The organism is Salinactinospora qingdaonensis (assembly GCF_039539445.1).
In the GTDB taxonomy this organism is placed as follows: domain Bacteria; phylum Actinomycetota; class Actinomycetes; order Streptosporangiales; family Streptosporangiaceae; genus Salinactinospora; species Salinactinospora qingdaonensis.
In genome coordinates this window covers 89,561-116,373 of sequence record NZ_BAABDD010000009.1, presented here as the reverse complement: position 1 = coordinate 116,373, position 26,813 = coordinate 89,561, and the positions used below count along the sequence as shown (strand labels likewise).

At 69.4% G+C, this 26,813-nt stretch carries 31 protein-coding genes; 5 read left to right on the top strand and 26 right to left on the bottom strand.

Translation table 11 applies throughout. The features are described from left to right. Positions 1-7 precede the first annotated feature (7 nt). The 12 genes from ABD848_RS11875 to hisI form a co-directional block, all read right to left on the bottom strand. Positions 8-553, bottom strand: coding sequence for a MauE/DoxX family redox-associated membrane protein (locus ABD848_RS11875; RefSeq protein WP_344971161.1), 546 nt, complete (start codon positions 551-553; stop codon positions 8-10). Positions 554-1,053: 500 nt separating this feature from the next. Then, on the bottom strand, positions 1,054-1,872 hold the full coding sequence (trpA, locus tag ABD848_RS11870; RefSeq protein ID WP_344970962.1) for a tryptophan synthase subunit alpha: 819 nt from the start codon (positions 1,870-1,872) through the stop codon (positions 1,054-1,056). Beyond that, the gene (trpB, locus tag ABD848_RS11865) at positions 1,869-3,098 is read right to left on the bottom strand and encodes a tryptophan synthase subunit beta (RefSeq protein ID WP_344970960.1); all 1,230 of its coding nucleotides are present in this window, start codon (positions 3,096-3,098) and stop codon (positions 1,869-1,871) included. Before trpB ends, trpA begins: the two co-directional genes overlap by 4 nt. 198 nt (positions 3,099-3,296) lie before the next feature. Further along, positions 3,297-4,103 carry an indole-3-glycerol phosphate synthase TrpC gene (trpC, locus tag ABD848_RS11860; RefSeq protein ID WP_344970958.1) on the bottom strand — a complete coding sequence of 269 codons (807 nt, stop codon included), beginning with the start codon at positions 4,101-4,103 and terminating at the stop codon, positions 3,297-3,299. Between the two features lie 223 nt (positions 4,104-4,326). Further along, positions 4,327-4,779, bottom strand: a complete 453-nt coding sequence (locus tag ABD848_RS11855) for a DUF2752 domain-containing protein (protein WP_344970956.1) — start codon at positions 4,777-4,779, stop codon at positions 4,327-4,329. 35 nt (positions 4,780-4,814) lie between these two features. Continuing rightward, a complete protein-coding gene (locus ABD848_RS11850) occupies positions 4,815-5,021 on the bottom strand; it encodes a hypothetical protein (protein WP_344970954.1) in 207 nt (68 codons plus the stop codon). Positions 5,022-5,036: 15 nt separating this feature from the next. Beyond that, complete coding sequence (locus ABD848_RS11845; protein WP_344970952.1) at positions 5,037-5,261, bottom strand: hypothetical protein; 225 nt, start codon at positions 5,259-5,261, stop codon at positions 5,037-5,039. A 211-nt stretch (positions 5,262-5,472) separates the two neighbouring features. Further along, complete coding sequence (locus ABD848_RS11840) at positions 5,473-5,859, bottom strand: CD225/dispanin family protein (RefSeq protein ID WP_344970951.1); 387 nt, start codon at positions 5,857-5,859, stop codon at positions 5,473-5,475. Positions 5,860-5,962: 103 nt separating this feature from the next. Further along, entirely contained in the window at positions 5,963-6,352 is a 390-nt protein-coding gene (locus ABD848_RS11835; RefSeq protein ID WP_344970949.1) for a CD225/dispanin family protein, read from the bottom strand. Between the two features lie 237 nt (positions 6,353-6,589). After that, the gene (locus tag ABD848_RS11830; protein ID WP_344970948.1) at positions 6,590-6,925 is read right to left on the bottom strand and encodes an HGxxPAAW family protein; all 336 of its coding nucleotides are present in this window, start codon (positions 6,923-6,925) and stop codon (positions 6,590-6,592) included. A gap of 96 nt (positions 6,926-7,021) precedes the next feature. Then, on the bottom strand, positions 7,022-7,657 hold the full coding sequence (locus tag ABD848_RS11825) for a Trp biosynthesis-associated membrane protein (protein ID WP_344970946.1): 636 nt from the start codon (positions 7,655-7,657) through the stop codon (positions 7,022-7,024). A 2-nt stretch (positions 7,658-7,659) separates the two neighbouring features. Continuing rightward, positions 7,660-8,055, bottom strand: coding sequence for a phosphoribosyl-AMP cyclohydrolase (gene hisI / locus ABD848_RS11820; protein WP_344970944.1), 396 nt, complete (start codon positions 8,053-8,055; stop codon positions 7,660-7,662). A 121-nt stretch (positions 8,056-8,176) separates the two neighbouring features. Here hisI and ABD848_RS11815 point away from each other — a divergent pair, with 121 nt between their 5' ends. Then, positions 8,177-9,172 (top strand): sugar isomerase, encoded by a 996-nt coding sequence (locus tag ABD848_RS11815; RefSeq protein ID WP_344970942.1) that lies wholly within the window; start codon positions 8,177-8,179, stop codon positions 9,170-9,172. Between the two features lie 71 nt (positions 9,173-9,243). Here the strand turns inward: ABD848_RS11815 and ABD848_RS11810 are convergent, their stop codons facing one another. The 3 genes from ABD848_RS11810 to ABD848_RS11800 all read right to left on the bottom strand — a co-directional run bounded on the left by ABD848_RS11810 (position 9,244) and on the right by ABD848_RS11800 (position 13,509). Then, complete coding sequence (locus ABD848_RS11810; RefSeq protein WP_344970939.1) at positions 9,244-11,097, bottom strand: ABC transporter ATP-binding protein; 1,854 nt, start codon at positions 11,095-11,097, stop codon at positions 9,244-9,246. Continuing rightward, complete coding sequence (locus tag ABD848_RS11805; RefSeq protein ID WP_425567507.1) at positions 11,094-13,016, bottom strand: ABC transporter ATP-binding protein; 1,923 nt, start codon at positions 13,014-13,016, stop codon at positions 11,094-11,096. The genes ABD848_RS11810 and ABD848_RS11805 overlap by 4 nt, the downstream gene beginning before the upstream one ends. 358 nt (positions 13,017-13,374) lie before the next feature. Then, complete coding sequence (locus ABD848_RS11800; protein WP_344970937.1) at positions 13,375-13,509, bottom strand: hypothetical protein; 135 nt, start codon at positions 13,507-13,509, stop codon at positions 13,375-13,377. A 300-nt stretch (positions 13,510-13,809) separates the two neighbouring features. Here ABD848_RS11800 and ABD848_RS11795 point away from each other — a divergent pair, with 300 nt between their 5' ends. After that, complete coding sequence (locus tag ABD848_RS11795; RefSeq protein ID WP_344971157.1) at positions 13,810-14,673, top strand: SAM-dependent methyltransferase; 864 nt, start codon at positions 13,810-13,812, stop codon at positions 14,671-14,673. A gap of 135 nt (positions 14,674-14,808) precedes the next feature. Here the strand turns inward: ABD848_RS11795 and ABD848_RS11790 are convergent, their stop codons facing one another. The 9 genes from ABD848_RS11790 to hisD all read right to left on the bottom strand — a co-directional run bounded on the left by ABD848_RS11790 (position 14,809) and on the right by hisD (position 22,676). Continuing rightward, positions 14,809-14,985: a DUF397 domain-containing protein gene (locus tag ABD848_RS11790; RefSeq protein WP_344970935.1), complete on the bottom strand. Its 177-nt coding sequence runs from the start codon at positions 14,983-14,985 to the stop codon at positions 14,809-14,811. Beyond that, a complete protein-coding gene (locus ABD848_RS11785; protein ID WP_344970933.1) occupies positions 14,982-15,758 on the bottom strand; it encodes a helix-turn-helix domain-containing protein in 777 nt (258 codons plus the stop codon). The genes ABD848_RS11790 and ABD848_RS11785 overlap by 4 nt, the downstream gene beginning before the upstream one ends. Positions 15,759-17,139: 1,381 nt before the next feature. Beyond that, positions 17,140-17,910 (bottom strand): imidazole glycerol phosphate synthase subunit HisF, encoded by a 771-nt coding sequence (gene hisF, locus ABD848_RS11780; protein WP_344970931.1) that lies wholly within the window; start codon positions 17,908-17,910, stop codon positions 17,140-17,142. Further along, positions 17,907-18,641 (bottom strand): bifunctional 1-(5-phosphoribosyl)-5-((5-phosphoribosylamino)methylideneamino)imidazole-4-carboxamide isomerase/phosphoribosylanthranilate isomerase PriA, encoded by a 735-nt coding sequence (priA, locus tag ABD848_RS11775; protein ID WP_344970929.1) that lies wholly within the window; start codon positions 18,639-18,641, stop codon positions 17,907-17,909. Before priA ends, hisF begins: the two co-directional genes overlap by 4 nt. A 107-nt stretch (positions 18,642-18,748) precedes the next feature. Next, positions 18,749-19,384 carry an imidazole glycerol phosphate synthase subunit HisH gene (hisH, locus tag ABD848_RS11770; protein WP_344970927.1) on the bottom strand — a complete coding sequence of 212 codons (636 nt, stop codon included), beginning with the start codon at positions 19,382-19,384 and terminating at the stop codon, positions 18,749-18,751. Between the two features lie 79 nt (positions 19,385-19,463). Next, positions 19,464-19,625, bottom strand: coding sequence for a hypothetical protein (locus ABD848_RS11765; RefSeq protein ID WP_344970925.1), 162 nt, complete (start codon positions 19,623-19,625; stop codon positions 19,464-19,466). Further along, positions 19,622-20,215 (bottom strand): imidazoleglycerol-phosphate dehydratase HisB, encoded by a 594-nt coding sequence (gene hisB, locus ABD848_RS11760; protein ID WP_344970923.1) that lies wholly within the window; start codon positions 20,213-20,215, stop codon positions 19,622-19,624. The genes ABD848_RS11765 and hisB overlap by 4 nt, the downstream gene beginning before the upstream one ends. A 35-nt stretch (positions 20,216-20,250) precedes the next feature. Beyond that, positions 20,251-21,357: a histidinol-phosphate transaminase gene (locus tag ABD848_RS11755; RefSeq protein ID WP_344970921.1), complete on the bottom strand. Its 1,107-nt coding sequence runs from the start codon at positions 21,355-21,357 to the stop codon at positions 20,251-20,253. Then, positions 21,354-22,676 (bottom strand): histidinol dehydrogenase, encoded by a 1,323-nt coding sequence (hisD, locus tag ABD848_RS11750; protein WP_344970919.1) that lies wholly within the window; start codon positions 22,674-22,676, stop codon positions 21,354-21,356. Before hisD ends, ABD848_RS11755 begins: the two co-directional genes overlap by 4 nt. A 308-nt stretch (positions 22,677-22,984) precedes the next feature. On the opposite strand from hisD, the gene ABD848_RS11745 reads away from it, so the two are divergent. The 3 genes from ABD848_RS11745 to ybaK all read left to right on the top strand — a co-directional run bounded on the left by ABD848_RS11745 (position 22,985) and on the right by ybaK (position 24,931). Next, a complete protein-coding gene (locus tag ABD848_RS11745; protein WP_344970917.1) occupies positions 22,985-23,548 on the top strand; it encodes a ferritin in 564 nt (187 codons plus the stop codon). 126 nt (positions 23,549-23,674) lie between these two features. Beyond that, positions 23,675-24,352 carry an LON peptidase substrate-binding domain-containing protein gene (locus ABD848_RS11740; RefSeq protein ID WP_344970915.1) on the top strand — a complete coding sequence of 226 codons (678 nt, stop codon included), beginning with the start codon at positions 23,675-23,677 and terminating at the stop codon, positions 24,350-24,352. A gap of 99 nt (positions 24,353-24,451) precedes the next feature. Beyond that, the gene (gene ybaK, locus ABD848_RS11735) at positions 24,452-24,931 is read left to right on the top strand and encodes a Cys-tRNA(Pro) deacylase (RefSeq protein WP_344970913.1); all 480 of its coding nucleotides are present in this window, start codon (positions 24,452-24,454) and stop codon (positions 24,929-24,931) included. Between the two features lie 11 nt (positions 24,932-24,942). On the opposite strand, the gene ABD848_RS11730 is transcribed toward ybaK, so the two are convergent. Continuing rightward, positions 24,943-25,542 carry a hypothetical protein gene (locus tag ABD848_RS11730; RefSeq protein WP_344970911.1) on the bottom strand — a complete coding sequence of 200 codons (600 nt, stop codon included), beginning with the start codon at positions 25,540-25,542 and terminating at the stop codon, positions 24,943-24,945. A 271-nt stretch (positions 25,543-25,813) separates the two neighbouring features. Continuing rightward, complete coding sequence (locus tag ABD848_RS11725; protein ID WP_425567505.1) at positions 25,814-26,377, bottom strand: PadR family transcriptional regulator; 564 nt, start codon at positions 26,375-26,377, stop codon at positions 25,814-25,816. Between the last annotated feature and the right edge of the window lie 436 nt (positions 26,378-26,813).

Below are 26,813 nucleotides of genomic sequence, written 5' to 3'. Positions count from 1 at the left end.
ATTGAGGCTATGCGTCCTTGTCACGCTGCGGGAACAGTCCCAGTAGGCCGTCGAGCGCCAGTGGGGAGCGCGGCCATATCATGATGAAACCGGCCATCAGCGCGAACCCGAGATCGCGCAGGATGTCGACCCCGTACTCGGTCTCCTCGGGCGCGACCGCCCCACCGGTACCGAAACACCCACAGTCGATGGCCAGACCGCGCGCCCACGCTGAGATGATGCCGGCGATGAAGACGAGCATCAGCAGCCCCGAGGCAGCGCCGACATAGCGTGTGGCCAATCCCACCAGCAGCAGCGCGGCCAGCGCCAGTTCGAGCAGCGGCAGGCCGAAGCCGACGATGCGGTTGATCTCCTCGCTGAAGAGCTGGTAAGCGTCGACAGAGGCCACCGAGAGCGCCGGAACGATGATCTTGGTGTAGCCGGCGTAGCCGAGTACCCCGACCAAGCCGAGGCGCGCGGCCAGGGTGAGCCACGGCTGGATCACCGCCCATCGCAGCCAGGAACGCTGGCCGGTGGCTCCGGTGGGGGGCGGCTCTTGGGTCTCGGTCGACATGACTTCCTCGGGAGAATAGCGTGTGACGGTCACGGGGGGTTGGCTGTGCCACTGTCGCCGCACATCCTACTGTGCGAAACGGCGCAGTGACAGAGCGTTTGCTCAGTCGTGGCCGGTCGGGACCGCGAGCGGCACCCGGCGCGTTTCACGGCCCAAACTCTAGCTTCCCCGCGCGTGGCACGTCACCGCGGTCAGCCGGCAATCGGCTGACTCTCACCCGATTCTCACCTGGCTTCAAGCGAGAAGCAGCGCGGGGTGACTTTCGGCTAGGTCCTGTCTTTTGGAAGGGCGGTGAGGGCCGGTGAAGGCGGCGCACGCGGGTAGGCGCGTGCGCCGCCTTCACCGGGTGCCGAGATCGCGCGGCGATCGAGGCCCGAGCGACCGAAGGACACTCCCACACCCAGCCGTCCGAAAAAGAGAACCTGACCCCACGACTGAAGTCGGGGGTCTGGGGCGCTAGAAACCGAGCAGCGGGGCTTCCAGCGGGGTAGTCGACTGGTTCAGCCGCGCGAACGCACGCCCTGGGACAGTTCCGCGGCGAAGTCGCGCACTGCCGCCGTGGCGCCGCTGAGGTCGGGGGCGTCTAGGACGCGCTGGCAGAAACCGGCTCCGGCGATGACGCCGTCGGCGTAGCCGGCGACCTCGGCGGCTTGGGCGCGGTTGGAGATCCCCAACCCCACACACACCGGCAGCCCGCTGTCGGCGGTGGCGGCACGGGTACGGCTCACCAGTTTCTCGGCGGTGTCGGCGACCTGGGCTCGGGTTCCGGTTACCCCCATGAGGGAGGCGGCGTAGACGAAGCCCCGGCAGGCGTCGGTGGTCAGCCGCAGCCGCTCGTCGGTGGAGGAGGGCGCGACGAGGAAGATGCGGTCGAGCCCGGCGGCGTCGCTGGCCGCCAGCCACGGCCCGGCCTCCTCAGGCAGGAGATCGGGGGTGATGACCCCGGAGCCGCCGGCCGTGGCCAGGTCGGTGGCGAAGCGGTCCACCCCGTAGCGGTCGATCGGGTTCCAGTAGGACATCACCAGCGCCGCCGCGCCGGTTTCGGCGGTGGCCGCCACGACGCGCAGCACGTCGGCGGGGGTGGTGCCGGCACTCAGGGCCCGGTCGGCAGCCCGCTGGATGGTGGGGCCGTCCATGGTCGGGTCGGAGTAGGGCAGCCCCACCTCGATCACGTCACAGCCGCCGGCGACCATGGCGCGAATGATCTCGATGGAGGAGGCGACGTCGGGAAACCCTCCGGGGAGGTAGCCGATGAGGGCGGCCCGCCCTTCGCGACGGGCCTGGGCCAACTTGGCCTGAAGTGTGGTGGGCGCGCTCACGCCTGCTCCCCTTCCTGGTCCACGAGCCCGAAGTAGGCTGCCGCGGTGTCGACGTCTTTGTCTCCCCGGCCGGAGAGGTTCACCAGGATGACCGCACCGGCGCCGAGTTCGGTGCCGAGGTGGCGGGCTCCGGCGAGCGCGTGTGCGCTCTCGATGGCGGGGATGATGCCTTCGGTGCGGCACAGCAGGCGGAAAGCCTCCATGGCCTCGGCGTCGGTGACCGGCCGGTAGCTGGCACGGCCGCTGTCGGCCAGCCATGCGTGCTCGGGGCCCACGGCGGGGTAGTCCAGGCCGGCGGAGATGGAGTGGCTGGGCACGGTCTGGCCGTGCTCGTCTTGGAGGACGTAGGTGCGCGCACCCTGGAACACGCCGGGGCTGCCGCCGGTGATCGAGGCGGCGTGGCGATCGGTGTCGACACCGTCGCCGCCGGCCTCGAAGCCGTAGAGGCCGACCTCGGTGTCGGGAATGAAGGCCGCGAAGATGCCCATGGCGTTGGAGCCGCCGCCCACGCAGGCGGCTACGGCGTCGGGCAGCCCGCCGGTGAGGTCGCGCACCTGCTCGCGCGCCTCGGCGCCGATGACGAAGTGCAGGTCGCGCACCATGGCCGGGAAGGGGTGCGGTCCGGCGACGGTGCCCAACAGGTAGTGGGTGGTGTCGACGTTGGCGACCCAGTCGCGGAATGCTTCGTTGATGGCGTCTTTGAGGGTGCGACTGCCGATGGTGACGGGCACGACCTCGGCACCGAGCATGCGCATGCGGGCGACGTTGAGGGCCTGGCGCCGAGTGTCCTCCTCGCCCATGTAGATGACGCAGTCCAACCCGAGCAGCGCGCAGGCGGTAGCGGTGGCTACGCCGTGCTGGCCGGCGCCGGTTTCGGCGATGACGCGGGTCTTGCCCATGTGGCGGGTCAGCAGGGCCTGGCCCAGTACGTTGTTGATCTTGTGCGAACCGGTGTGGTTGAGGTCTTCGCGTTTGAGCAGCACCCGGGCCCCGCCGGCGTGCTCGCTGAAACGGTGGGCCTCAGTGAGCGGGCTGGGCCTGCCGGTGTAGCTCGCCAGCAACTGGCTCAGCTCGGTTTGGAAGGCGGCGTCGTTTTTGGCCTTGTCCCACGCCGCGGCCACCTCGTCGAGAGCGGCGACGAGCGCCTCAGGGCTGAAGCGGCCTCCATAGCTGCCGTAGTGCCCACCGGGATCGAGGTAGGCGGGCTCGGATCGTTCAGTGCTCATTCGATTCTCCAGACCGGGCGCCGGTGCGCACGGTCGCGCTCAGGTGAAAACGGTCGGAACCGCGGTGAGGGGTACGGAACCGGCGACCAAGGTGACGACAGCACGACCATGGGAACCCATCGGCACGGATGCCGGGGTTCCCTACGGCCATCGGCGCCGGGCGCACCGGAGTGGCGAGCTGGGCATGGGCGGCGCTGCCTAGTGCCGGTCGCGCAGCGCCGGATGCGCTCCGGCGGTGACGAGGTCGGCCACGGCCTCGCGGGGATGGCCGCCGATGACTAGGCTCTCGCCGACCAAGACGGCGTCGGCGCCGGCTCCAGCGTAGGCCAACAGGTCGTGTGGCCCGCGCACCCCCGACTCCGCGATCTTGATGCGGTCGTCGGGGATCAACGGCGCCAGCTTGGTGAAGACGTCGCGGTCGACGCGCAGCGTCTTGAGGTCGCGCGCGTTGACGCCGATCACGGTGGCTCCCGCCTCGATGGCTCGTTGGGTCTCCTCCTCGGTGTGGACCTCGACGAGCGGGGTCAGGCCCAACGATTCGGCGCGCTCGACCAGGGAGACGAGGGCGGACTGCTCAAGCGCGGCGACGATGAGCAGCACGGCGTCGGCACCGTGGACGAGGGCTTCCCACAGTTGGTAGGAGGTCACCACGAAGTCCTTGCGCAGCAGCGGCGTGTCGACTGCGGCACGCACGGCGGCGAGGTCGGCAAGGCTGCCGCCGAAGCGGCGCTGTTCGGTGAGCACGCTGATCAGGCAGGCTCCACCCGCGGCGTAGTCGCGGGCCAAAGCGGACGGGTCGGCGATGGCGGCCAACGCGCCTTTCGAGGGGCTGGAGCGCTTGACCTCGGCGACGACCTGTACGCCGGGCCTGCGCAGCGCCGCGACGACGTCCTTGGGGACGGGCACCGCAGCGGCTTGCTCCTTAAGCCGCTCCAGAGGTACGGCGGCCTGCCGATCGGCAAGATCGGCGCGTACTCCGTCGAGTATCTCGTCGAGCACGCTCACGTGGGACTGCCCCCTCCAGTTGGCCGGTTCGTGTGTGGCTGGTGACACCGCGCCCCGATGCACGTGGCCAGATGGCGCGGTGTCAAGGGGTGCGCGAATGCGTTCAAAACCGGGATTGCGTGGCGTGTGCCACGCTTGCCCCGCTCCTCGATCGTAGCGACCCGCGCGCGGTAGGGAATCACCGGCTCGGGTATTACGGCGCCCGGAATATGGCCACGACCGGTCAACCCGGGGCGAGAAACGCCGCGAACGGCAGGAAGGACAGGTTACGGACGATCCAGAATCCGACGATTCCCGCCAAGAGTAGCCACAGCCAGAAGGGATTGATGGTTTTGGGCGGGTGCCGGGGCGCGGCGACGGCTGGACGCAGCGAACGCCACAGCCAGCGCGCGTACCCCGCGAGCAGGAACGGCAGCACGAGCACTGTGACCACATTCATCTCCACCGCGCCGACGACGTCGAGGTTGGTCAGCGCGTGGATACAGCGCATCGTGCCACAGCCGGGGCAGAAGGTCCCGGTGATCATCAGCCACGGGCAGGTGGGATAGTGCCCGGCCTCATTGGGGTCGACGAAGTGGATCAGGGTGGTGCCCGCGAGGGCCGCCACACCGAGCAGCAGCGGTGCCGTGGCGGGGTGCAACCGGCGTTGTAGCCGAGTGGCGAGAGGTTCGCTCATTGCTCTCACTCAAGGTCGGGAAGGGGCCGGGCGGGCTAGGGCCAGGACCCGCTGAACAGGGAACCGACTATGGCGATCGCGAATCGGATCACGGTGACGCGAAACCGGGACTCCAAGCAGGTGGCTTGGCGGGGACGAACGGCAGGAAGCCCGAAGACGTTCCAACCGACGGCAGACAGGACAACGGTTACGACATCGATGATGCCAAAGGTATCGGCCTTGCCGGCAGTGTCCTCAGCCACTGCGGCGACGCCGATTTACGGATCGTTGTCGAGTCGCCGTGAGAAGACCAGGCTGATGACGTCAAAGATCGACCTCAGGTGGTGCAGTACAGCCGAGCCGATAACCACGAGGCGAACCCGGCCCACGCCGGCTGGACGGAGGCCGGGATGAGGAGATAAGGCGCGGAGACCGAGGTAGCCGCCGGGCAGGAGGGCGTAACCGCCGGGGTTCTGGCGCCCCTGAGAGGGAGCATCGCTCACGAGTCGGCTTGCCTTAGACGTACCTGGCAGTGGGCGCCGCACGTCTGTGGAAGCGGCACCGACGACTGCGACTGCTACCAGTACACCGGGGCCGCTTCCCAGACGATTCCGGATCTCATTCATAGGGGCAACCGGCTCGCTTCGCCCCCGACACGACGGCGGCTCACCCGGCCGCGCCCGAGAGCACCGACGGTGTGGCTGCCCCGTACCGCTAGTAGTTCTGCAACGCAGGGTCGTTCATGACATCGGCGAACATGTAGGCGTTGAAGACAAACGACAAGATCCAGCCGACGATGCCCAGCGCGACGCATACGAGGCCGATGATGCCGAAGATCTTGGCCTTGCTGGCGGCGTCTTGAGCGCCGGCGACGTCGCCGGTCTCCCACTTGTTGTTGACCTGTAGCGAAAACACCAGGGTGATGATGCCGAAAATCAGCCCCAAGGCGTTGCAGCAGACCACCGAGGCCATCGACACGATCGCGGCCCACAACCAGTTGCTCGGCTTGGCCGAGGATGGCTGGGCGCCGGGGTAGCCGCCGGGCGGGGGACCGTAGCCACCGGGGGGCTGCTGGGGGCCAGAAGGCGAACCGTAGCTCATAGTCGGGGCTTCTTTCTTGGAAGAGCAGATGTGGTCGTGATTGCCGCGGGCGTCAGGGCGGCGAGGAGAGCGAAGGTGGGAAACGGGCGCACGGCGGGTCCGGCTACACCCCGGCGACGAAGAGGAACCAGGCGATCCAAAAGAAGATGGACAGCACGGTCAGCACGACGCCGATGATGCCGAAGATCTTGGCCTTGTTGGCGGCGTCCTCGGCACCGGCGAAGTTACCCGCGTTCCAGTTGCTGTCGACCTGTAGCGAGAACACCAGCGCGATGACACCGAAGATCAACGCCAACGGGTTGCAGCACAGAACCAACGAGGCTATGGAGACGATCGCGGCCCACAACCAGTTGTCCGGTTTGCCCGGAGGCGGCTGGCCGCCCGGGTAGCCGGGAGGCGGAGGACCGTAGCCCCCAGGAGGGGGAGTGTAGCCGCCGGGCGGGGGACCGTAACCGCCCGGGGGCTGCTGCCCCGGGGGCGGACCGTAGCTCATAAGCCGGGGTGTCTTTCCTAAACGAGGGATGCAAATGCGGCGACCGCGAGCGCGCGAGGACCAACGGGAGCGCGGTTGGACGCCACCTTCGCGGACATTGCGGGCAATTAGTGCAAGTCAGACTTCAGTATTGAGCTTGCCACGAACCACACCACAACCGCTATAGCTGTACCAAGCCACTAAGCCACTGTCGAGTTGGGTGCGCATTTCGTGACGCGAGCGTAACCCGTTCTCCGCTCACTCGGCGCCGACGGCGACCGACTCGTTCGACTCCGTCTCGGCGGCTTCGTCACGCTCGGCGCTGCCGCCGCGCTTGGCCTGCAACGCCTCCCACTGCGCGCGGGTCATCGGTGCCTGGCGCGGCTGCTTGCGCCCCATGCCGGCCTTCTTCATGGCGCCGGCGATGATGGCGCAGACGACGCTGGCGCCCAGGCCAAGGACAGTCCACAGCAGTAGGCCCTGACCGAAGAAGATGATGGCGGCACCGGACACGGACCAGACGACGATCCAACTCAGGGTCAAAAACCAGGCGGCGGGAGTGTTGCCGTGGTCATCGTGGTGGGCCTCGGCCATCAGTGCTCCTTGGAGTCGAAGGACGTCTCGGTGAAGGCGTCGCGGGGACGCCGCGGGTTCAACGGTGACCTGCGCGGTGGCGTTGGCGCCGCACCGCTAGGGCGGGGGCGGGCCGGACGCGGACTCCGCGGTGGGGTCGGTACCGGCGTCGAGGGAGCGCCAGAGGGTGACGGGGTCGTCAGAGCGTGCCTCGGGCACAGTACTGGGGCGATCGTACCTGTTACTCATCGCGGGCCAGTCACCCCCCCGAAGAACGGTGAGCGCTCCGGCCGCCAGCACTGCCACAGCGCCTCCCGCCGCTGTCCACGGCCAGCCGGCAGCGAGGGTGACCTCGCTCAACGTCGCCGCTCCCGTGACCTGTTCCTGGGCCGCCGCGACAAGGGCGGACTCACGCGTGGCCATCACCACAGCAACGAGCGCGACCGTGCCGAAGCCGGCGAGCACTCCCCCCACCACCTGGCGTACGCGACCGCCGACCGCGACGATCGCGGCGACCGCGGCCAGACTGGCCCACCCCATGGCCGGAGCGAGCGTGCCAAGGGCGTTACCGTGCAGTTCCACGGCGGCCGGGGCCAGCGGTTCGGGCATCGCCAGGGTGGCGGTGGCCCACGTGCGGCTGGTGGCACCCAAGAGCCCGCCGGCGCCGACGACGGTCAGCACCAGCGCCACCACATAGGCGACGGCTCGACGCCGCCGGGGCGCCGGGGCGCCGGAGTGCTCGGCAGTGCTCACCGCTACGCTTCCCCGCCCATGGGCAGCTCACCGGCGTCGAAGCAGGTCGTGGCGCCGGTGTGGCAGGCCACACCGCTCTGTTCGACCTTGACCAGGAGGGTGTCACCGTCGCAGTCCAGCGCGACCGATTGGACGCGCTGGTAGTGGCCTGAGGTGGCGCCCTTGACCCAGTATTCGCGGCGGCTGCGCGACCAGTAGGTGGCCTGGCGGGTGGTCAGGGTGCGGCGCAGCGCCTCGTCATCCATCCACGCCAGCATCAAAACCTCGCCAGTGTCGTGCTGTTGGACGATGGCTGGGACCAGCCCGTCAGGGGTGCGGTGCAGCCGGTCGGCCACAGCCGGGTCCAGGCGGGGCTCCTGAGACGTGCCGGCCGCGGGCTGGGGAGGGCTCGTGCTCATGGTCCCTACCTTACGACCGTGGTGCCGGCGGTCGCGCCGCCCCCGCCCCGGCGCACCGTAGGGTCGTAGGCAGCACCGTCCACCCCACCGGCGGTGTCCAGCCGAGGCCCCAGGGGGTTGCGTGACCGCCAAGCAACTCGCGGCCGATCTCGCCGCGAAGCCGACCGCGTTGACCGAACTAGCTGACCATCTGGTTCGCCACGACCCCTACGCGGCGCTGCCGGCGCTGTTCGACGACGAACCGGCCGCCATCGTGCTGCTGGGCGCGGGACCGGCTCGGTACGCCTGCGCCGCGGCTGCGGCACGGATGCGCCAAGCGGGGCTGGGCGCCACAGCCGAATACACTTCGACCACGCACACCCCGCCGCCCGCCCCCGACACCCTCGTGGTGGCGGTCGACTGTGGCGTGGGCGGGTTGGAGTTGTCGACCAGGCTGGATCGCTACGTGGAACAGTGCGCGATCGTCCTGCTCACTGCGGACCCCACCTCTCCCCTGACCCATTACGCCGATGTGGTCGTGGCGTTGCGCGCCGGTGCGGAGGACAGCGAACTGGGATGCCGTGCCTGCCAGCACGCGTTGGCGCTGCTGCTGTTGTTGGCCCATCGGCTCGGCGCGCCGCCTGTGGGGGGCAGCGCCGATCCGGCGGTGACGCTGCGCCGCGTGGCCAACGCCTGTGCCGACCTGCTGGAGCGGGCCGCTACGTGGCTGCCCCAGACGGCGAGCACACTTCTCGGACCCGACAGCGAACACGGCGTTCACTTCATCGCTCCGGCCGAGCGGCTGGCGTCGGCCCACCAAGCCGTGTCGGCCCTGCGGCGGGGACCGATCGTGCACGCTTACGCGGCCGAGACCGGGGATTGGTCCTATTCCGACCGTTACCTGGCGGCCATCGAGGACTACCGGGCTGTGCTGTTCGCCGGCTCGGCCTACGACGAGCGTTTCAGCGAACAGTTGCTGCAACTGCGGGGGACGTTCGTCAGTGTGGGGGGCGAGGTTGCGGGCGCCCAGATGAGTCTGCGCTACCTGGGCGATACCGATCCTGACATCAGGTTGCTGACCGAGCCGCTCGTTGGGGAGTTGCTGGCCGCCCACTGGTGGGCCGGCCGGCCCGGGTAACGGCGGCCGGGGTGCCGTGGCCGGCGCGCCGGGGGCTGGCGGCGGTGGCGAGCCCACCGGCGCGCCGGCGCTCACGCGGAGCTGTGCACCCACGAGGCGTGCAAGTCGGCGTAGACGCCGGGCTGGGCGACCAGGTCGCTGTGGCGGCCCCGCTGGACGACCCGGCCGGCGTCGAAGACCAGCACGTCGTCGGCGGCCTCGGCGGTGGAGAGCCGGTGGGCGATCGCCACGGAGGTGCGACCGTGGGTGAGCTGGTCCAGGGCGCGCTGGATGCGCACCTCTGTGGCCGGGTCCACAGCCGAGGTGGCCTCGTCGAGCACGAGCAGGTCGGGGTCGGCCACATAGGCGCGCACGAGGGCGACGAGTTGGCGTTCGCCCGCCGACAGGGACTCGCCGCGCTGGCCCACCGGGGTGTCGAGACCGTGGGGCAGGCCGGCCAGCCAGTCGGCCAACCCGAGCTCGGTGATGGCGTCGACCAGCGCGGCGTCGTCGGCCTCAGGCCGGGCGAAGCGGATGTTCTCGGCCAGGGAGCTGTCGAAGAGGAAGCCCTCTTGGGGAACCATGACCATGCGGCGGCGCAGCGAGGAGAAGGCGACAGTGCGCAGGTCCACGCCGTCGATGTAGACGGTGCCCTCGACGGGGTCCATCAGGCGCGTGAGGAGCTTGACGAAGGTCGTCTTGCCCGAGCCGGTCTCTCCGACCACGGCCACCCGTGTCCCCGGCCGAATCTCTTGGTTGATGTCGCTGAGGACGGTGGGGCCGTCGGGGTAGGCGTAGGAGACGCCGTCGAAGCGCACACTCACCGGCCCGGCAGGCAGCTCGCGGCCGTTGGCGCCGGGGTCGGCGATGTCGGGCACGGTGTCGAGGACGCCGAGCACGCGCCGCCATCCGGCGATGGCGTTTTGGGCTTCGTTGAAGATCTCGGTGGCCATCATCATCGGCCCGACGAACAGGGTGACCAGGAACAGAAACGCCAGTAGCTCGCCGGGGGTGAGGTGGCCGCCGATGCCCAGCAGCACCCCCACGACGACCACGGCGGCGTTGGCTGTTGCCGCGACCAGTTCGGCCACGGGCGAGACGGCCATCGATAGCCGCTGCGCCTTCACCTGGGCGCCGCGGGTGGCCACGACCGTGGTGTCGACCCGGTGGGCGGTGCGCTCTTCGGTGGCGTGGGCGCGGATGACTGCGGCCCCCAGCACGGTTTCGCCGATGACGCCAAGCATGTCGCCGGTGCGTTCGCGCACCTTCAGATAGGCCCGCGACAGCAGGCGCTGCAACCAGCGCACTCCGAACAGCAGGGGGATGAAGCACAGCCACATGACGATGGTGAGCTGCCAGGAGTAGACCGCCATCAGCACTGTGGCGACGAGGAGTTGACCGCTGCTGACGATCAGCAGCAGCCCGCCCCACTGCATGAACGTGCTGATCTGGTCGACATCGGCGGTGACCCGCGAGACCAGGGCGCCCTTGCGCTCACTGTTTTGGGTGAGCACCGAGAGGTCGTGGACGTGGCGGAACGCCTTGCGGCGCAGCGTGGCCAGCCCCGATTCGCTGGCGCGGTAGAGCCGCACGTTCATCAGAAACGAGCACACGCCGGTGACGACAATCAGCACACTGCACAAGGCGACCGCGCCGAAGACGAAGTCGGGGTCGGGTTCGCCGGTGGCGGCCCCGATCCCGTTGTCGACGATCTGCTGCACCGCCATGGGGACGACGACTTTTCCGGCGGTGGCGATGACGGCGAGCACCAGGGTCAGGCCGATGCCGTGAGTGAACTCCGGGGAGAGTTGGATACCGCGGCGCAGCGTGCTGAGAGCGGAGTCGGTGGAGCGCCACAGGCCAGGCCGGGCGGGGGGAGCCTCCGGCGCCGGGGCGTGGTCGGTGGTGTCGTCGCGCCGGGTGCGGGTGTCGGCCGGGGCAGTCAACCCAGGACCTCCTCGTTGATGGGCGTGGCGGTGTCGGCTGCGCGCTGCTCGGCCGCGCGCTCGTAGGCCGTGACAAGCTCGCGGTAGCCGGGTGAACGGTCGAGCAGGTCGAGGTGGGCGCCGCGGTCGCGCACCGTGCCTTGCTCCAGGTAGATGACGTCGTCGGCCAGCTCGATCGTGGCTCTGCGGTAGGCGACGACGACCACGGTGGCTCCCTCCTCGTTGCCGCGCAGCCCAGCGAGGATCTGTGCCTCGACCTGGGGGTCCACGGCCGAGGTGGCGTCGTCGAGGATGAGCAGCCGCGGCCGGCGCACGACGGCGCGCGCCAAGGCGAGACGCTGGCGCTGCCCGCCCGAGAGAGTGGTGCCGCGTTCGCCGAGCGGAGTGTCCAGGCTTTCGGGCAGCGCGGCGACGAAGGAGTCGGCGCGGGCCAGTCGTAGCGCTGCCCACACCCGTTCGTCGTCGATGTCTTCGCCGAGGGTGATGTTGTCGCGGACGGTGTCTTCGAAGATGAAGGTGGTTTGGGGGACGAGGGCCGCCGAACGGGCGATCTCGCCGCGGGCCAGGTCGCGCACGTCGACCCCGTCGAAGTACAGCGTGCCGGTGTCGGGGTCCATCAGTCGCATGAGCAGCGTGGTCAGGGTGGATTTGCCGGCGCCGGTGGGGCCGACGATGGCGACCGTGCGGCCGGGTTCGACCGTGAAGTTGACGTCGTGCAGGACGGTGGTGCGCGACTCGGGCTCGCCACTGGAGCCCGCGGCGAGGTCGAGCCCGGAGCCGCCGCCCTCACCGCTGCCCGGGGCGGCGGCGTTGTAGGCGTCGGCGTAGGAGAAACTGACCCCCTGGGCCTCCAGCCGGACACCGCCCGAGGGGGTGAGGGTGCGGGTGCCATAGCTCATCTCGCCGGTGGCCGACAGTACCGCTTGCACCCGGTCCCAGCCCACGACGCTGCGCGGCAGGTCGCCCAGCAACCAGCCGAGCGAGCGGATGGGCAGCGCCAACAGCGTGAACAGGTAGGAGAGTTGGACGAGGTCGCCGGCGCCCACGGCTCCCTCGGAGAGTCGGACCACGCCCACCCCGAGTACTGCGAGCACCCCCAGGTTGGGGAGGGCTTCCATGGTGGGGTCGAACATGCCGCGCAGCCGGCCCACGCGGATCTGGGCGTCGCGCAGGCGGTGCGCCGCGGCCGTGAACCGCTCGGTCTCGGTGTCTTCTCGGCCCAGGGTCTTGACGACCAGCGCCCCGTCGAAGGACTCGTGGGCGACCTCGCTGACCTGGGCGCGCAGCTTCTGGGCGCGGGTGGCCGCCGGCGACACCCGCTGCTGGAACAGGTAGTTGATCACGGCTAGCGCCGGGAAGACCACGAACCCCACGAGGGCGAGCACGGGGTCGGTGAGCACCATCGCCACGGCGGCGACCACGAGCATGACGAGACTGCCGATGACCATCGCCAGCGGCGCCAGCGGCTGCCAGGTGGCTTCGACGTCGGCGTTGGCGTTGGACAGCAACTGGCCGGTGGGGTGGCGCTGGTGCCACGACAGCGGCAGCCGCAGATAGTTGCGGGCGACCCGGCGCCGGTAGTGCGCCTGCATGCGAAACATCATGAGCCCGCCGAACAGCCGCCGGCCCGCCAGCCCGAGCGCACGCAGCACGCCGACGCCGAAGAGCAGCGCCGCGGCGGTGGTAAGTGTCGCGGCGGTGGTGCGCCCCTGCTCGAAGGCGGGGATAATGACGGTGTCGGTGATGTGACCCAGCACGGTCGCCGACCCCACCGTGACCGCTCCGTGCAGCGCAGCCCCGGTGACGGCGACGGCGAACACCCACCATTCGGTGCGCATCGCCACCCCCAACACCCTCACACCGCGCCGAAACACCCGGGAGTCGACAGCAGGTCCCTCTGTTGCTACTCCCTGTGACATTCGTTCACCTGGCCCCTTCGCTGGTGTCTCCGGCCTCAACAGCAGTCAGACGCCCCCGTCCTGTGGCGCCCCGTCGCCGCGGCCCCGCCGGGCAGGGCGCGCGGTGGTACGTCGGGTTCAGCATCCCCTCGAAGCGGACTATTCCGCGCTCTTCACCCCGCGACGCCTGTCATCGGCAATAGGGAATAAATCAGGATCTCCCATTATTTCTAACCCCACCCCACCGTCGCATGCGCCCCAGCCGGCCCCGGGGAAGACGCGGTGAGGGGGCGAAGGCCGGTGGCCGACCAACTGAGGAGGGCGCCGAGGTCGTAGGCTGCCTGTCGCGGCGTCGACAGCCACGGATCAAGCAGCAAGATCACGAGACATTGGAACGGGAAGCGCCGTAGGCGAGGCCATGGGGAGCCGAGCCGAGCCGCGTCGGCGACGAGTCGGCGCCGGAGCGCACCAGCGCCCGCGCCTGGTACCACTTGTTCTCACCCCAGTGCGCCATTTGTCGCGCACGCTATACAGGGAGTTACCTGCGGCGTAGTTCCACTCCCTCTCCCCCACCCAGCGTCCGATTTCAGTAGATTAGAAACTTATGTCGGCTTTTCTTCCGCATCTCCGGGCAGAGTTGGCTTAATGCCCGCATATTGCTTTAAAATCATCTAAACCGCTACACAACAAGCCGCTTTCTGTGCTATGGCCGCCGTATGCCAGCACACCCCCTGGAGAGGCTCTTTCGATGGCTGAGCGCCCCGATCCGGAACCTGCCGGTGAGTTCAACAGCTCTTCCCCACCAGTTACCGGATTGAGGGGACAAAACCACGCTAACGAGGAGCGTTGTTCCCCGGACCTTCCCATGGACCGTCCCACTCCGGCACGGGCCTATGGGTGGATGTTGGGCGGAAAGGACAATTTCCAGGTCGACCGCAACTTGATCCTCAGCGTCTCGGAGCATTTCCCCGAAGACCTCGACATTGCCCGACAGAACCGACTGTTCCTGTATCGCGCGGTGCGGTATCTGGCGCGTGACGTGGGGATTCACCAATTCCTCGACTTGGGCAGCGGCTACCCTACCGAGAACAACGTCCACCAGGTCGCCCAGGCGTTCCAGCCCGAAGCACGGGTGGTCTATGTCGACATCGACCCCATCGTGCTCGCCCACGGCCGCGCGCTGTTGGCCGACAACCCTTACACCACGGTCATCACTGCCGACATGACCGACCCCGAGCAGATCCTCACCCACCCCGACACCCAAGCACTGCTCGACCCCACCCAGCCCGTGGGCATCCTCATGTTCAGCATCCCGCACTGCATCCCCGATGACGGCGACGCACAGCGCGCCATCCAGGCTCCCCTTCAGTGGGCGGCAAGCGGCAGCTACCTGGCCATCTCCCATGTGGTGGCCGACGATGTCGCCACAGCCGACGAACTCACCGAGGTCATCACCGGTCTGGGCATGCCCTGGCGCACCCGCACCCCTTCTCAGTTCGCCTCGTGGCTGACGGACCTGGAACCGGTGGAGCCCGGTCTGGTCGACATCAACGACTGGCGCCCCGACCCCGACCAACCTCCGCTCGGCGAGTGCCCGCCCGAACTCGCCCCCTACCTCGGCGCATCGGCCGGGAGCAGGCGGATGTACGAGTACGGCGGCGTCCTTCGCAAACCGTGACGACTCCCTCAGGCCGGTAGGTCAGCGTCCCGCCGCCCGCCATCGGCGCGGGCGGCGAGAACCCGTTTCCCACACAACAAAACCCCCGAGCAGACCCGGGGGCGAGCACAGCGGGGGGCGTGCAGGAGGTCCGCGTCAGACCTCGCCGCTGCGCACACCCTCCAGGAACGCCCGCCACTCCGCGGAATCGAAGGTCAACACCGCTTCATCCGGGTACTTAGAGTCGCGAAAGTTCGCGAACTCCGTGGTCTCCCGGACTTCCGCACAATGGCCACCGGTGTCGCTGTAGCTGGACTTGTGCCACTCGCTCACGACATTTCCTCCAAAATCCTTCGCGACTGGCGAGGGGGGAGCGCAGCGGCGAACGCGCGCTTCGCCAACTCCGTCAGCCGGTCCCAATCTTCCCCGTCGTTGTCGTGAATGACGTTACCGCAGACATGATCGCTGGAAGCCGCAGAACCCCCATTCAGTAGACGCACCATCAGCAAAGGCGACGTAACTCCCACCAGCAGTGTCCCTTCCGGGACCAAGTGGACGCTCACCCGTCCCGAATCGGTCAGGGACAGCAAGTGCCTTACCTGCTCGACGCGCACCTCATCGGTGACCCCCGACAGCGCCGTCTGGGGAAACACGGCAGTGATCCACGGGTCATTCCTGTGGCGAAGCGATTCGTAACGTTCACAGCGGAGGGCCACGAGACGCGCGATTTCGCTATCCGTGGACAACGGACGACCTTCCCGGAATACAAGCCAGGCATACGCCGGTGACTGCAACAATCCCGGAACAAGCACCGGGGAGATGCAATCGATCGAGGCGGCTTCCTCTTGCAATCGGCCGGCATCACGCATCCACGGGGGCAGCGAGCTTCCCGAGGTCTGTGCCTGCCACGTTCGCAGCAGCTGACCGCTCGCGCCGAGGGCTTCATCGAGCCGTTCGACGTGCTCGCGTCGGGGCGTCACTTCCCCGCGCTCCCAGCGACACAGTGACGACGTCGACGAGCGGATCCGTGACGATAACTGCCGTTGCGTGAGTCCCGCCTGCTCGCGGAACTTGACGACTTCCGAGGGGAACAAACTTAGAGTCACGTTCTGAGTGCAAACCGTTACTTTGCCGGTATCCAGCGTTCGCTATGAAACAGCTCAGCCCGGCGAGAGCGTTGCTGCATGCCCGGTTCCGGGATTCCGGGGCCTCTCCACGCGGAGGCGGTCCCGCCGTGCTCCCCGCGCACGCGGGGATGGTCCCCTGACCGGCACATGCCGGATCGTGGGTTCGGGGTGTTCCCCGCGTCTGCGGGGAGCCGGCGGGGCCTGGGTGTCGGTGCTGTGGGCCTGGGTGCGGGCTGGCGACGGAGGGCAGCGACGGCCGGTGGTAGTTGGGGACGGTGGGGGTGTTTTTCGTACGCTCGTACCTCGATCGCTGCGCGATCTCAGTAGCTTTGAGCGGGCGTGGGGTCGGGGTGGCGTGGGGAAGTGAAGGCCGCCAGGGGGGCAGGGGGTGTTACACGGTTCTGGGGGCTGGGGAGGCGCCCTCCGTTCAGAGCGTGGCGGGAAGCTGACGCGTTCCCTTGAGTTGCGGTCCACCTCTGGGCTACCGAGATCGCGCAGCGATCGAGGTACGAGCGGCGCGAAACGTTTCCGCCTGCTTGAACCACCCCCACACCCGGCCGTGGCCCTCACCCAGGAGAAGCCCCTGGATACCGCTACTGCACGCTGGGACGGCTCTCGGCAACGAGGGCAGCGAGGACGGACAGGGCGGGGGCGGGCACGAAGTCGGTGCTGTGGGCCTGGGTGCGGGCTGGCGACGGAGGGCAGCGACGGCCGGTTGAGTGCGGCTAGTCGGGGGCGTGGGCGGCAGCGACCATGGGAGGTTCGCCAACACCGGCGGTGATCATGGCCAGCGCGGAAGCGACAGATCCGCCCATAGCGCCCCCGTGGCGGCGGGGTGGGCGCCCGGCTGGGGTGCTTCTCGCGCGAGAACGCGCCTCTTTCCTCCCCCGAGAGACGACATGGCGGGGCAAACCGGACATCATGCGGCCGGTGGCCACGCCTAAAGGCGCCTTGATCGCGGCGAGGATGCCTGTTCGGCGATCCTCGCGGCCCAGGATCGCCGAACAGGCATCCTCGCCGCGATCTTGCCGAGCAGATCCTCTTCGCCCCCAGCGAGAGCCCACCAACCACCCACCACCGGCCCTCGCTGCTCTCCGTCGCCGCCCCTGCCCCGAACGGGCAGCACCGACCCCCGGCCCCAGGTACCAAGCGCCTCACCGGCAGCCGTGCCGACGGACCCACCAGCAACCCACCGTTCGGGGAGCAGTGCAGCGGCCCGCTCCCCCACCTCTCCCCCAGGCTCCCCGGCTGTCCGGGACGCCCGGCGAGAGCACGGCTGAACAGCCGCCCGGTTGCGCTCAGGGACGGGTTCAGCCGCGACGGCAACCGCAGGGCGCGGGTGTGGGACAGCCGGGTCCAGTTAGCGCACCGGGTGGCCGTGGGCGCGGAGTTCGGCCTTGACCTCGGCGATGGTGAACTCGTTGAAGTGGAACACCGACGCGGCCAAGACGGCGTCGGCGCCGGCCTCCACGGCCGGCGGGAAGTGCTCGACACGGCCCGCTCCGCCGCTGGCGATCAACGGGATGCTGATCACGGCGCGCACGGCGCGGATCAGCTCCAGATCGAAGCCGGCCTTGGTGCCGTCGGCGTCCATCGAGTTCAGCAGGATCTCCCCGGCGCCGAGTTCGGCGGCGCGGCGCGCCCACTCGATGGCGTCGATTCCGGTGCCCTTACGCCCGCCGTGCGTGGTGACCTCGAAGCCGCTGGCGGTCTCGGTGTCGCCTTGGACGCGGCGCACATCGGCGGACAAGACGAGGACCTGACGGCCGAATCGGTGGGCGATGTCGCCGATGAGCTCGGGCCGGGCGATGGCGGCGGTGTTCACGCCGACCTTGTCGGCGCCGGCGCGCAACAGCCGGTCGACGTCGTCGGGGGTGCGCACCCCGCCGCCCACGGTCAGCGGGATGAAGACCTGCTCGGCGGTGCGGCCCACGACGTCATAGGTGGTGTCCCGGTCGGCGCTGGAGGCGGTGACGTCGAGGAACGTCAGCTCGTCGGCGGTTTCGGTGTCGTAGCGGCGGGCGAGTTCGACGGGATCGCCCGCATCGCGCAGGTTCTGAAAGTTGACGCCCTTGACGACACGGCCGGCGTCGACGTCGAGGCAGGGGATGACTCTGACGGCGAGGCTCATGTCGACCTCACCGCTGCCAGGGCCTCTTCGAGGGTGAACGCGCCTTCGTAGAGGGCGGTGCCCATGATGGCGCCCTCCACGCCCAGCGGCACGAGCCCGGCGATGGCGCGCACGTCGTCCAGGGTGGAGATTCCGCCGCTGGCGACGATGGGCTTATCGGTGCGCCGGCACACGGCCCGCAGCAGGTCGAGGTTGGGGCCTTTGAGCGTTCCGTCCTTGTTGACGTCGGTGACGACGTAGCGCGCGCACCCTTCGGCTTCGAGGCGTTGCAGCGTCTCGTAGAGGTCGCCGCCGTCGCGGGTCCAGCCGCGCGCGGCCAGGGTGGAGCCGTCGCGCACGTCCAAGCCGATGGCGACGCGGTCGCCGTGCTCGGCGATGATCTTGGCGCACCATTCGGGGTGCTCCAGCGCGGCGGTGCCGATGTTGACCCGGGTGCAGCCGGTGGCCAGGGCCGCGGTCAGGGAGTCGTCGTCGCGGATACCGCCGGACAGTTCGACGCGCATATCCACAGCACCGATGATGCGTGCGAGGAGTTCCCGGTTGTGGCCACGGCCGAACGCCGCGTCAAGGTCGACCAGGTGGAGCCATTCGGCCCCGGCGCGCTGCCAGGCCCAGGCCGCCTCGAACGGGTCGCCGTAGCGGCCCCCCGAGCCGGCCTTGCCCTGGACGAGCTGGACGGCCTGGCCGTCGGTGACGTCGACAGCCGGAAGCAGTTCGAGGGTTGAGGCCATAAAGCTTGAGGACTTTCCGTGTGGAGTGGGGTGGGACAACAGACGGTGGTGTGCGGCCCGGGCGGCTGGCGACCACCCGGTGGCCGGCAACAGTGAACGGGCGGCGGCTACAGGGTAGCGACCCAGTTGGCCAACAGGCGGGCGCCGGCGTCGCCCGACTTCTCGGGGTGGAACTGGGTGGCCCACAACGGCCCGTTCTCGACAGCGGCCACGAAGGGAGCACCGTAGTGGGTCCAGGTGACCGCCGGCGCCGGCATGCGCGGGTCGGCGGGGTGCAGTTCCCAGTTGAGCACGCCATAGGAGTGCACGAAGTAGAAGCGCTCCTCAGGGTCGATGCCGGCGAACAGGGCGGAGTCGGCGGGGGCTTGCACCGTGTTCCACCCCATGTGGGGCACCAGCGGGGCGCGCAGCCGTTCGACGGTGCCGGGCCACTCACCGCAGCCTTCGGTGGCCACGTCGTGCTCGACGCCGCGCTCAAAGAGGATCTGCATGCCCACGCAGATGCCCAGCACGGGCCGGCCGCCTGAGAGGCGCTTGCCGATGACGCGCTCCCCGCCGACGCTGAGCAGGCCGGTCATGCACGCCTCGAACGCGCCGACCCCGGGCACGACGAGACCGTCAGCGGCCATGGCGGTGTGGGGATCGGCGGTGACAGTGACGTCGGCGCCGGCGCGCTCCACGGCTCGCTGAGCCGAGCGCAGGTTTCCGGAACCGTAGTCGAGGATGACGACCCGTGGCTGCACGTGGGACCAGCGCCTTTCGTTCGTTCATCGTGGCTGTCGTGGGTGGGACGGTGGCGGGTGGGCCGCTAGGGGCCGCGCTCTAGAAGTATCCGGAACGTAGCACCCCGGCGGCCAGGGCGAGAGCGGCGCAGGCGCCGAGCGCGACGGCCAGGAGCTTGCTGGCGCGCCATGTGGTGATGGCTCCGCCCAGCAGCAGGCCGCTGAGCGCGATGAGCAGCAGCGCCCACATCGGCTGCGTCACAGTGCGCCTTTGGTGGAAGGGATTCCGGTGACGCGGGGATCGGGCTCGGCGGCGAAACGCAGCGCTCGCGCGAGGGCCTTGAACTGGCACTCCACGATGTGGTGAGCGTTGCGCCCGTAGGGGACGTGGATGTGCAACGCGACGCGCGCCTGGGCCACGAAGGACTCGAAGATGTGGCGAGTCATGGTGGTGTCGTAGTCGCGGCCGATGACCGGCGCCATGCCTTCGGGCTCGGAGTGCACGAGGTAGGGGCGCCCCGACAGGTCGACGGTGACCTCCGCGAGCGCCTCGTCGAGGGGCACTTTGGCGTCGGCGAAACGCCGGATGCCGGCCTTGTCGCCCAGTGCCTCCCGGAAGGCCGCGCCGAGGGCCAGCGCGGTGTCCTCCATGGTGTGGTGGGAGTCGATGTGCAGGTCACCGTCGGTGTGCACGGTGAGGTCGAATAGTCCGTGCCGGGCGAGCTGGTCGAGCATGTGGTCGTAGAAGCCCACGCCGGTGGAGACTTCGGCGGTGCCGGTGCCGTCGAGGGTGATCTCGACGGCGACCTTGGTCTCCTTGGTGGTGCGTTCAACGCGGCCGGTGCGGCTCATGGGGTGCGTGCTCCTGATGGTTGTGGTCGCGGGCTCTAGTCGGCCGCACCGCGGGCGGTGCCGGTCACGTCCAGCAACGTCTGGCGGAAGGTCGACATTTCCGCGGGGGTGCCGACGGTGACGCGCAGCCACTGCGGCGGCCCGACCTCGCGGACGAGAATCCCCTGGTCGAGCAGGTGCTGGAAGACGGCGCCGCGGTCGTCGAACTCGCCGAACAGCACGAAGTTGGCGTCGGAGTCGGCGACGGTGAAGCCGTGGCGGCGCAGCCAGTCGACGAGGGCGTCGCGTTCGTCCCGGAGCTGCTTGACCGCGCTCAACAGTTCGTCGGTGAACTCCACGGCGGTGGCGGCCACCACCTGGGTGACCGCGGAAAGGTGGTAGGGCAGCCGCACAAGCTGGAGGGCGTCGATGACCGCCGGGTGGGCGGCGAGGTAGCCGATGCGGGCGCCTGCCATGGCGAACGCCTTGGACATGGTGCGGGTGACGACCAGCCGCGGGTGGTGGGGCAGCAGGGACAGGGCGCTGGGGGCGCCTTCGCGGCGGAACTCGGCGTAGGCCTCGTCGACGACGACCATCCCCGGGGCGGCGCGCGCGATCTCGTCGATGGTCTCCAGCGCCAGCGCGGTGCCGGTGGGGTTGTTGGGCGAGGTCAAAAAGACGATGTCGGGCTGGTGGCGGGTGATGGCGGCGACGGCGTCCTCGGGGCGCAACGTGAAGTCGTCGGCGCGCGGCACCGACACCCACTCGGTGTTGCTGACCCGGGTGATGACCGGGTGCATCGAGTAGGAGGGGTCGAAACCCATGGCCAGCCGACCGGGGCCGCCGAAGGCCTGGAGGAGCTGTTGGAGCACCTCGTTGGAGCCGTTGGCCGCCCACACCCGGGAGGCGTCGAGGCCGTGGCCGAGGTAGCCGGCGAGGTCGCTGCGGAGCCGGGTGGCGTCGCGGTCGGGGTAGCGGTTGAGGCCGGCGGCGACGTCGGCGACGGCCCGGCCCAGGGCCTCGCTGAGGCGCTGGGAGGGCGGGTAGGGGTTTTCGTTGGTGTTGAGCGCGACCGGGACGTCGAGTTGGGGCGCTCCGTAGGGGCTGCGACCGCGCAGGTCGTCGCGCAGGGGCAGGTCGTCGACGCGCAGCGACTCACTCACGCTTGATCCTCCTGTTGGTCGGCCGCGTGCTGTCCCACGCGCAGCGCGACGGCATCGCCGTGGGCGGGGAGATCCTCGGCCCGGGCCAGGGCGAGGACGTGGGGGGCGGCGGTGGCCAGCGCGGAACGGTCGTAGTCGACCACGTGGATGCCGCGTAGGAACGACTGCACGCTCAACCCCGAGGAGTGGCACGCACAGCCGCCGGTGGGCAGCACGTGGTTGGAGCCGGCGCAGTAGTCGCCCAGCGAGACGGGGGCGTAGGGACCGACGAAGATCGCTCCGGCGTTGCGCACGCGGGAGGCGACGGCGTGGGGGTCGCTGGTCATGATCTCCAGGTGCTCGGCGGCGTAGGCGTTGACCACGGCCAAGCCGTGGTCGATATCGTCGACGAGCGCGATGCCGGACTGGCGTCCGCTCAGGGCTTCGGTGACGCGCTCGCGGTGTTTGGTCGTGGCGACCTGGGTGGCGAGTTCGGTTTCGACCTTGCCGGCCAACTCGGCGGAGTCGGTGACCAGTACCGAGGCCGCCACGACGTCGTGCTCGGCCTGGCTGATGAGGTCGGCCGCGACATAGCCGGGGTCGGCGGTGTGGTCGGCGAGCACGGCGATCTCGGTGGGGCCGGCTTCGGAGTCAATGCCGATGACGCCTTTGAGGAGCCGCTTGGCGGCGGCGACCCAGAGGTTGCCCGGGCCGGTGACCATGTCGGCGGGGGCGCATGCGCCGGCGCCGTAGGCGAACATGGCCACGGCTTGGGCCCCGCCCACGGAGTAGACCTCCTCTACGCCCAGCAGCGCGCACACGGCGAGGGTGGTGGGGTGGGGCATCCCCCCGGTCTCGGCGTGGGGCGGCGAGGCCACGGCCAGCGAGGAGACCCCCGCCTCCTGGGCGGGCACCACGTTCATGACGACGCTGGAGGGGTAGGCGGCGCGGCCACCGGGGACGTAGAGCCCGACGCGCTCCACGGGGAGCCAGCGCTCGGTCACGGTTCCGCCGGGCACGACATGGGTGGTGACGTCGGTGCGGCGCTGGTCGCGATGTACGAGGCGGGCGCGGCGGATGGACTCTTCCAAGGCGGCGCGCACGTCGGGGTCGAGTTCGGCGAGTGCGGCGTCAAGAGCGGTCTTGGGCACTCGCAGGTCGGTGAGGCGCACGCCGTCGAAGCGCTCGGTGAGGTCGACGAGCGCCTCGACTCCGCGGGTGCGAACGTCGTCGCAGATCGGGCGCACCCGGTCCACGGCCGCCTCGACGTCCATCTCGGCGCGCGGCAGCAGGCCACGCGGGTCTCCGGGGGTTCCTCGCAGGTCGATTCGGGAGATCACCCCCTCATTCTAGGGGCGGACGGCGGTATACCGGCGTACCGGTACACAGGCGCGATCATCGCCTCATTCCAGTGGCGGCACGGGGCGGCGGGGGAGGGCCCGGGGCGAGTGTGGGACGCGCCGTGGCGGCCGGATGGGGGTGGAAGTGGTGAAAAAACCGACCATGCCGACATCAAAACGCCAATAAATTAAGCCAAACCTTACTTCGGCGCGCCTTACCTAATTGACATAAAAAGAGCCTTGCCTAAGTGTGGGACATTACTTTCGCATTGATCGCCAATTGCAGAACATGACGCTATTATTGTCGTATGACTTCAACGACAACGAGCACCGATCACGGTCTTTCCAAGTTCCACCGACTCCTGCTTGAGCAGGTCAGGCACGAGTTCACGGCCTCTCAGCAATACATCGCGCTGGCAGCGTGGTTCGACGAGCACGACTTGCCCCAGTTGGCCGGATTCTTCTATCGACAGTCGCTGGAAGAGCGCGACCACGCGATGATGATCGTGCGCTTCCTCATCGACAGCGACGTCACGGTTAGCATTCCGGCGACCGACGAAATTCGCAATGATTTCGACACGGCGCGTGATCTTGTCGCCCTTGCGCTGCGCCAGGAGCAGGAGGTCACCGCGCAGTTCCAGCACCTGGTCAAGGTGGCCCGCGAAGAGAACGACTACTCCGGCGAGGAGTTCCTGCACTGGTTCCTGAAGGAGCAGCGCGAGGAAGTCTCCACCATGTCGACGCTGCTGGCCGTCGTCGACCGCAGCAACGGCAATCTGTTCGACGTGGAGACGTTCGTGGCGCGTGAACTCTCCAGCACGGGCGAGGAGGACCACACGGCACCGGAGACGGCGGGACCAGAGGTCTCCTGAAGGTCTCCTGACGCCCCGGGCCCACACCCCACGGGGGTGACCGCCAGCGGCCGGTGGCCCCCCGCAGGGGGATGAACCACCGGCCCCCAGCCGACAGCAGCCGCCTCGATTAGGCATACTGGGACAATGCCTCGCAGGCTGCCTCTTTTCCCACTTGGTTCTGTACTCTTTCCCGGTATGGCGCTGCCGCTGCGCGTCTTCGAGGAGCGCTACCGCCGGTTGCTGGCCGACCTCCTCGACGAGCCCGCCGACGAACCACGACGGTTCGGCATCGTGGGCATCGAGTTCGGCCACGAGGTCGGCGAGGGCGCGGCGCACCGCCTCTCCGACGTCGGCTGTGTGGCCGAGATCAGTAGCGTCCACCGGCGCGAGGATGGCCAATACGACATCGTCGCCCAAGGCATGACCAGGTTCCGGGTCGACGCGGTCGATGCCCCCGACGCCGAGCGCCCCTATCAGCGGGCTGCGACCACCCCCTTGCCCGACGAGGTCGGTGAGGGGGCTGAGGAACTGGCCGAGCGGGTGAACCGGCTGTTCACCACCTACTGCGAACGGCTGGCCAGTGCCGGGGTGCGTGTGGAGATCCCCGACGATTTCCCCACCGACCCGCTCCCGCTGTCCTACGCGGTGGCGGCGGCTGTTGTGGTCGACCGCTACGACAAGCAGGGGCTGCTCGAAGTCGACCAGGCCACGGAGCGGCTGAAACGGCTGGCCGAGCTGCTGCGGCGGGAGAACCGGCTGCTGACCACGCTTCCCACACTGCCGGCGGGTCCTTTCACGCGCCACGAGGTCAGCCTGAACTAGCGCCGTCGTCTCGCTCGTCGGAGGCCGGCACCCAAAAGCCTCGGCCGGCAGCGCTACGGGCTAGCCTCGAAGGACCGGTGCCGAGACGAAAGGAGCGGGATGGGCGCTCAGAAGACCCCTGCCACGATGGCCGCGAACCGAGCCAACGTCGAGTTCACCCTCCACCCCTACGAGGCACCGGGAAAGGCCTCCTACGGCGAGGAGGCCGCCGACGCGCTCCAGGTGGCGCGCGAGCGCGTGTTCAAGACCCTGGTGGCCGAGGTCGACGGCGAGCTGACGGTCGGAATCGTGCCGGTTCACCGCAGCCTCAACCTCAAGGCGCTGGCCGCAGCGGTGGGCGGCAAGCGGGCCGCGCTGGCCGAGTCGGCCACCGCCGAACGCGCCACCGGATACGTGCGCGGCGGGATCAGCCCCCTGGGCCAGCGCAAGCGGTTGCGCACGGTCGTGGACTCCTCGGCCGACGACCACACCACCATCTTCGTCTCCGCCGGCCGGCGCGGGTTGCAGATGGAGGTCTCCCCCACCGACCTCATCCGGGCAACCGGGGCGGTCACCACGGGGATCGCCACCGGCGAGTAAGGCCCCTCGCCCTACTCGGGTACGGTGCCGGGCCGGCCCGGCGGGGACACGGCGGGGGTGCCGGCTGCGGACGGCGACTCGTGAGGCTCGCGGCTGAGGCGTGGGAGATCGCCGCGCCAGAGGCTGACTGCGTCGAACAGGCCGTACTGCAACACGGCCACGAACGCCCACAGCACCAGCGCGCTGCGGGCGCGCAGCAGCAGCGCGGCTTCGACGGTGTCGCCGGGCTCGGCCTCGGCAATGGCGGGCCCGGCGAGGGCGGCGTCGAGGGTGACACCCGTCTGCCAGGCCAGCACCGCGCCCAGCAGCGCCCCGGCCGTGAGGCCGAGCAGGACAGCCAGGCGCAGGTCGGTCCGGGTGCGCACGGAGTAGTGGTGCTGCGCCAGGTAGCCGACGTAGCCGCAGATCAGCCCGGCGAGCACCATCATGATCGCGTAGTAACCGTCGCGGGCGAACAGATCCTCTGAGATGGGGTAGGGCGCCGTGGCCCCATCGGAGATCACGGTCACTTGTGCCGGCGGGGCCAGGGCCCACCACAGCAGCCCCAGCGGCGGACCAAGCACCGTCAGGCTCCCCAGGGCCGCTCCACCAGCGACGAATTGTCGCGCCACCACCGATCGTCCACCTGCCCCTTCTGTCACGGTGGGGATCGCCGGTCCCTCCAAGCGCCCCCGCGCCTCCCGAATCTATCCCCGGTGGGATGGCACAACCCAAAACGCGGCGGGCACGGCGCGGGAGCGAAGGCGGGGACGGCGTGGCCACGACATCGTGGCCAGCTTCGGCACGGCCCCGGCAACGCCTGGCGAACAGGGCGCGCAGGGCTCCCGCGCCGCCGGCAGGCGAGGTGTCGCATTCTCGCAACTCCCCCGAAAGCAGGTGAGCTCAGGTGTCCTCCTCGTCGCGGCCACTGGTCTGGCCGGTGTCTTCGGCGAGGATGCGGTACAGCCCGCGCCGGGTGTCGTCGAGGAGCTGCTTGGCACGCTGCACCTGCTCGGGTGTGCCGGCCTGTAGCACCTGTACGGCCGCCGCCGAAAGCTGGGCGGCCAGCGCGCCGAACTCGCCGAAGTCGCCTTGGGGCTCGTCGGCGTCCTCGAACGCCTCCCAGGGCGGGGTCAGCTCCTCGGCGTTGTCGTCGACGTAGGAGCGGCCCTCCTCAGTCAGCTCGAAGGGGCGGCGGCGGTTATCGCCGGAGCCGGCCGCGGGCCGCACCAGCCCTTCGTCTTGCAACTGCTGGAGCATGGGATAGACCGACCCGGGGCTGGGCCGCCACGCGCCACGGCTGCGTTCGCGCCCCTCCCGGATGATCTCGTAGCCGCTGCGGGGCTCCTCAGCTAGCAGCAGCAGGATGCCGGTGCGCACGTCGCCCCGCCGCGCCCGGCGACCGCCGGATTTGCGGTGCCCGTGCGGGCCACCGAAGAACCATTCGAACGGGGCGCCGGGAGGCATGGGAGGCCCGCCCCAGGGCCCCTGCGGCGGGAACGGACGCCCCCCTCGGGGGCCGCCACCGCGGGGACCTGTCATCGCCAGCCACGGCGGCCGGCGGCAGTCACCAGCAAAGTGCCCGGGTGTGCCGGGGATGTCCCAACCGCCGCCGCGGCGACGCTCCCCCTTGCCACCGCCACGCGCTCTGCCTTCCCAGGGCCACGGCATTGCCATCGCAGTCATCACACGATCCTTTCCGATCGCTCATTTCCTATCGAGATGTATTAACGATATATCGAGATAGGGTCGCGTTCAAGGGATGGTTGGGCGGCACCGGCCTCGGTTCGCCCGCCGCGGCCGACATGCGCGAACGTGCCGGCCGCGGCGCCGTAGACTCGACAGCAGCTCCGGGCGGACACGCCGTCGCGAGCGTCGGCACCGCGTGTTCACCGCCGGGTCA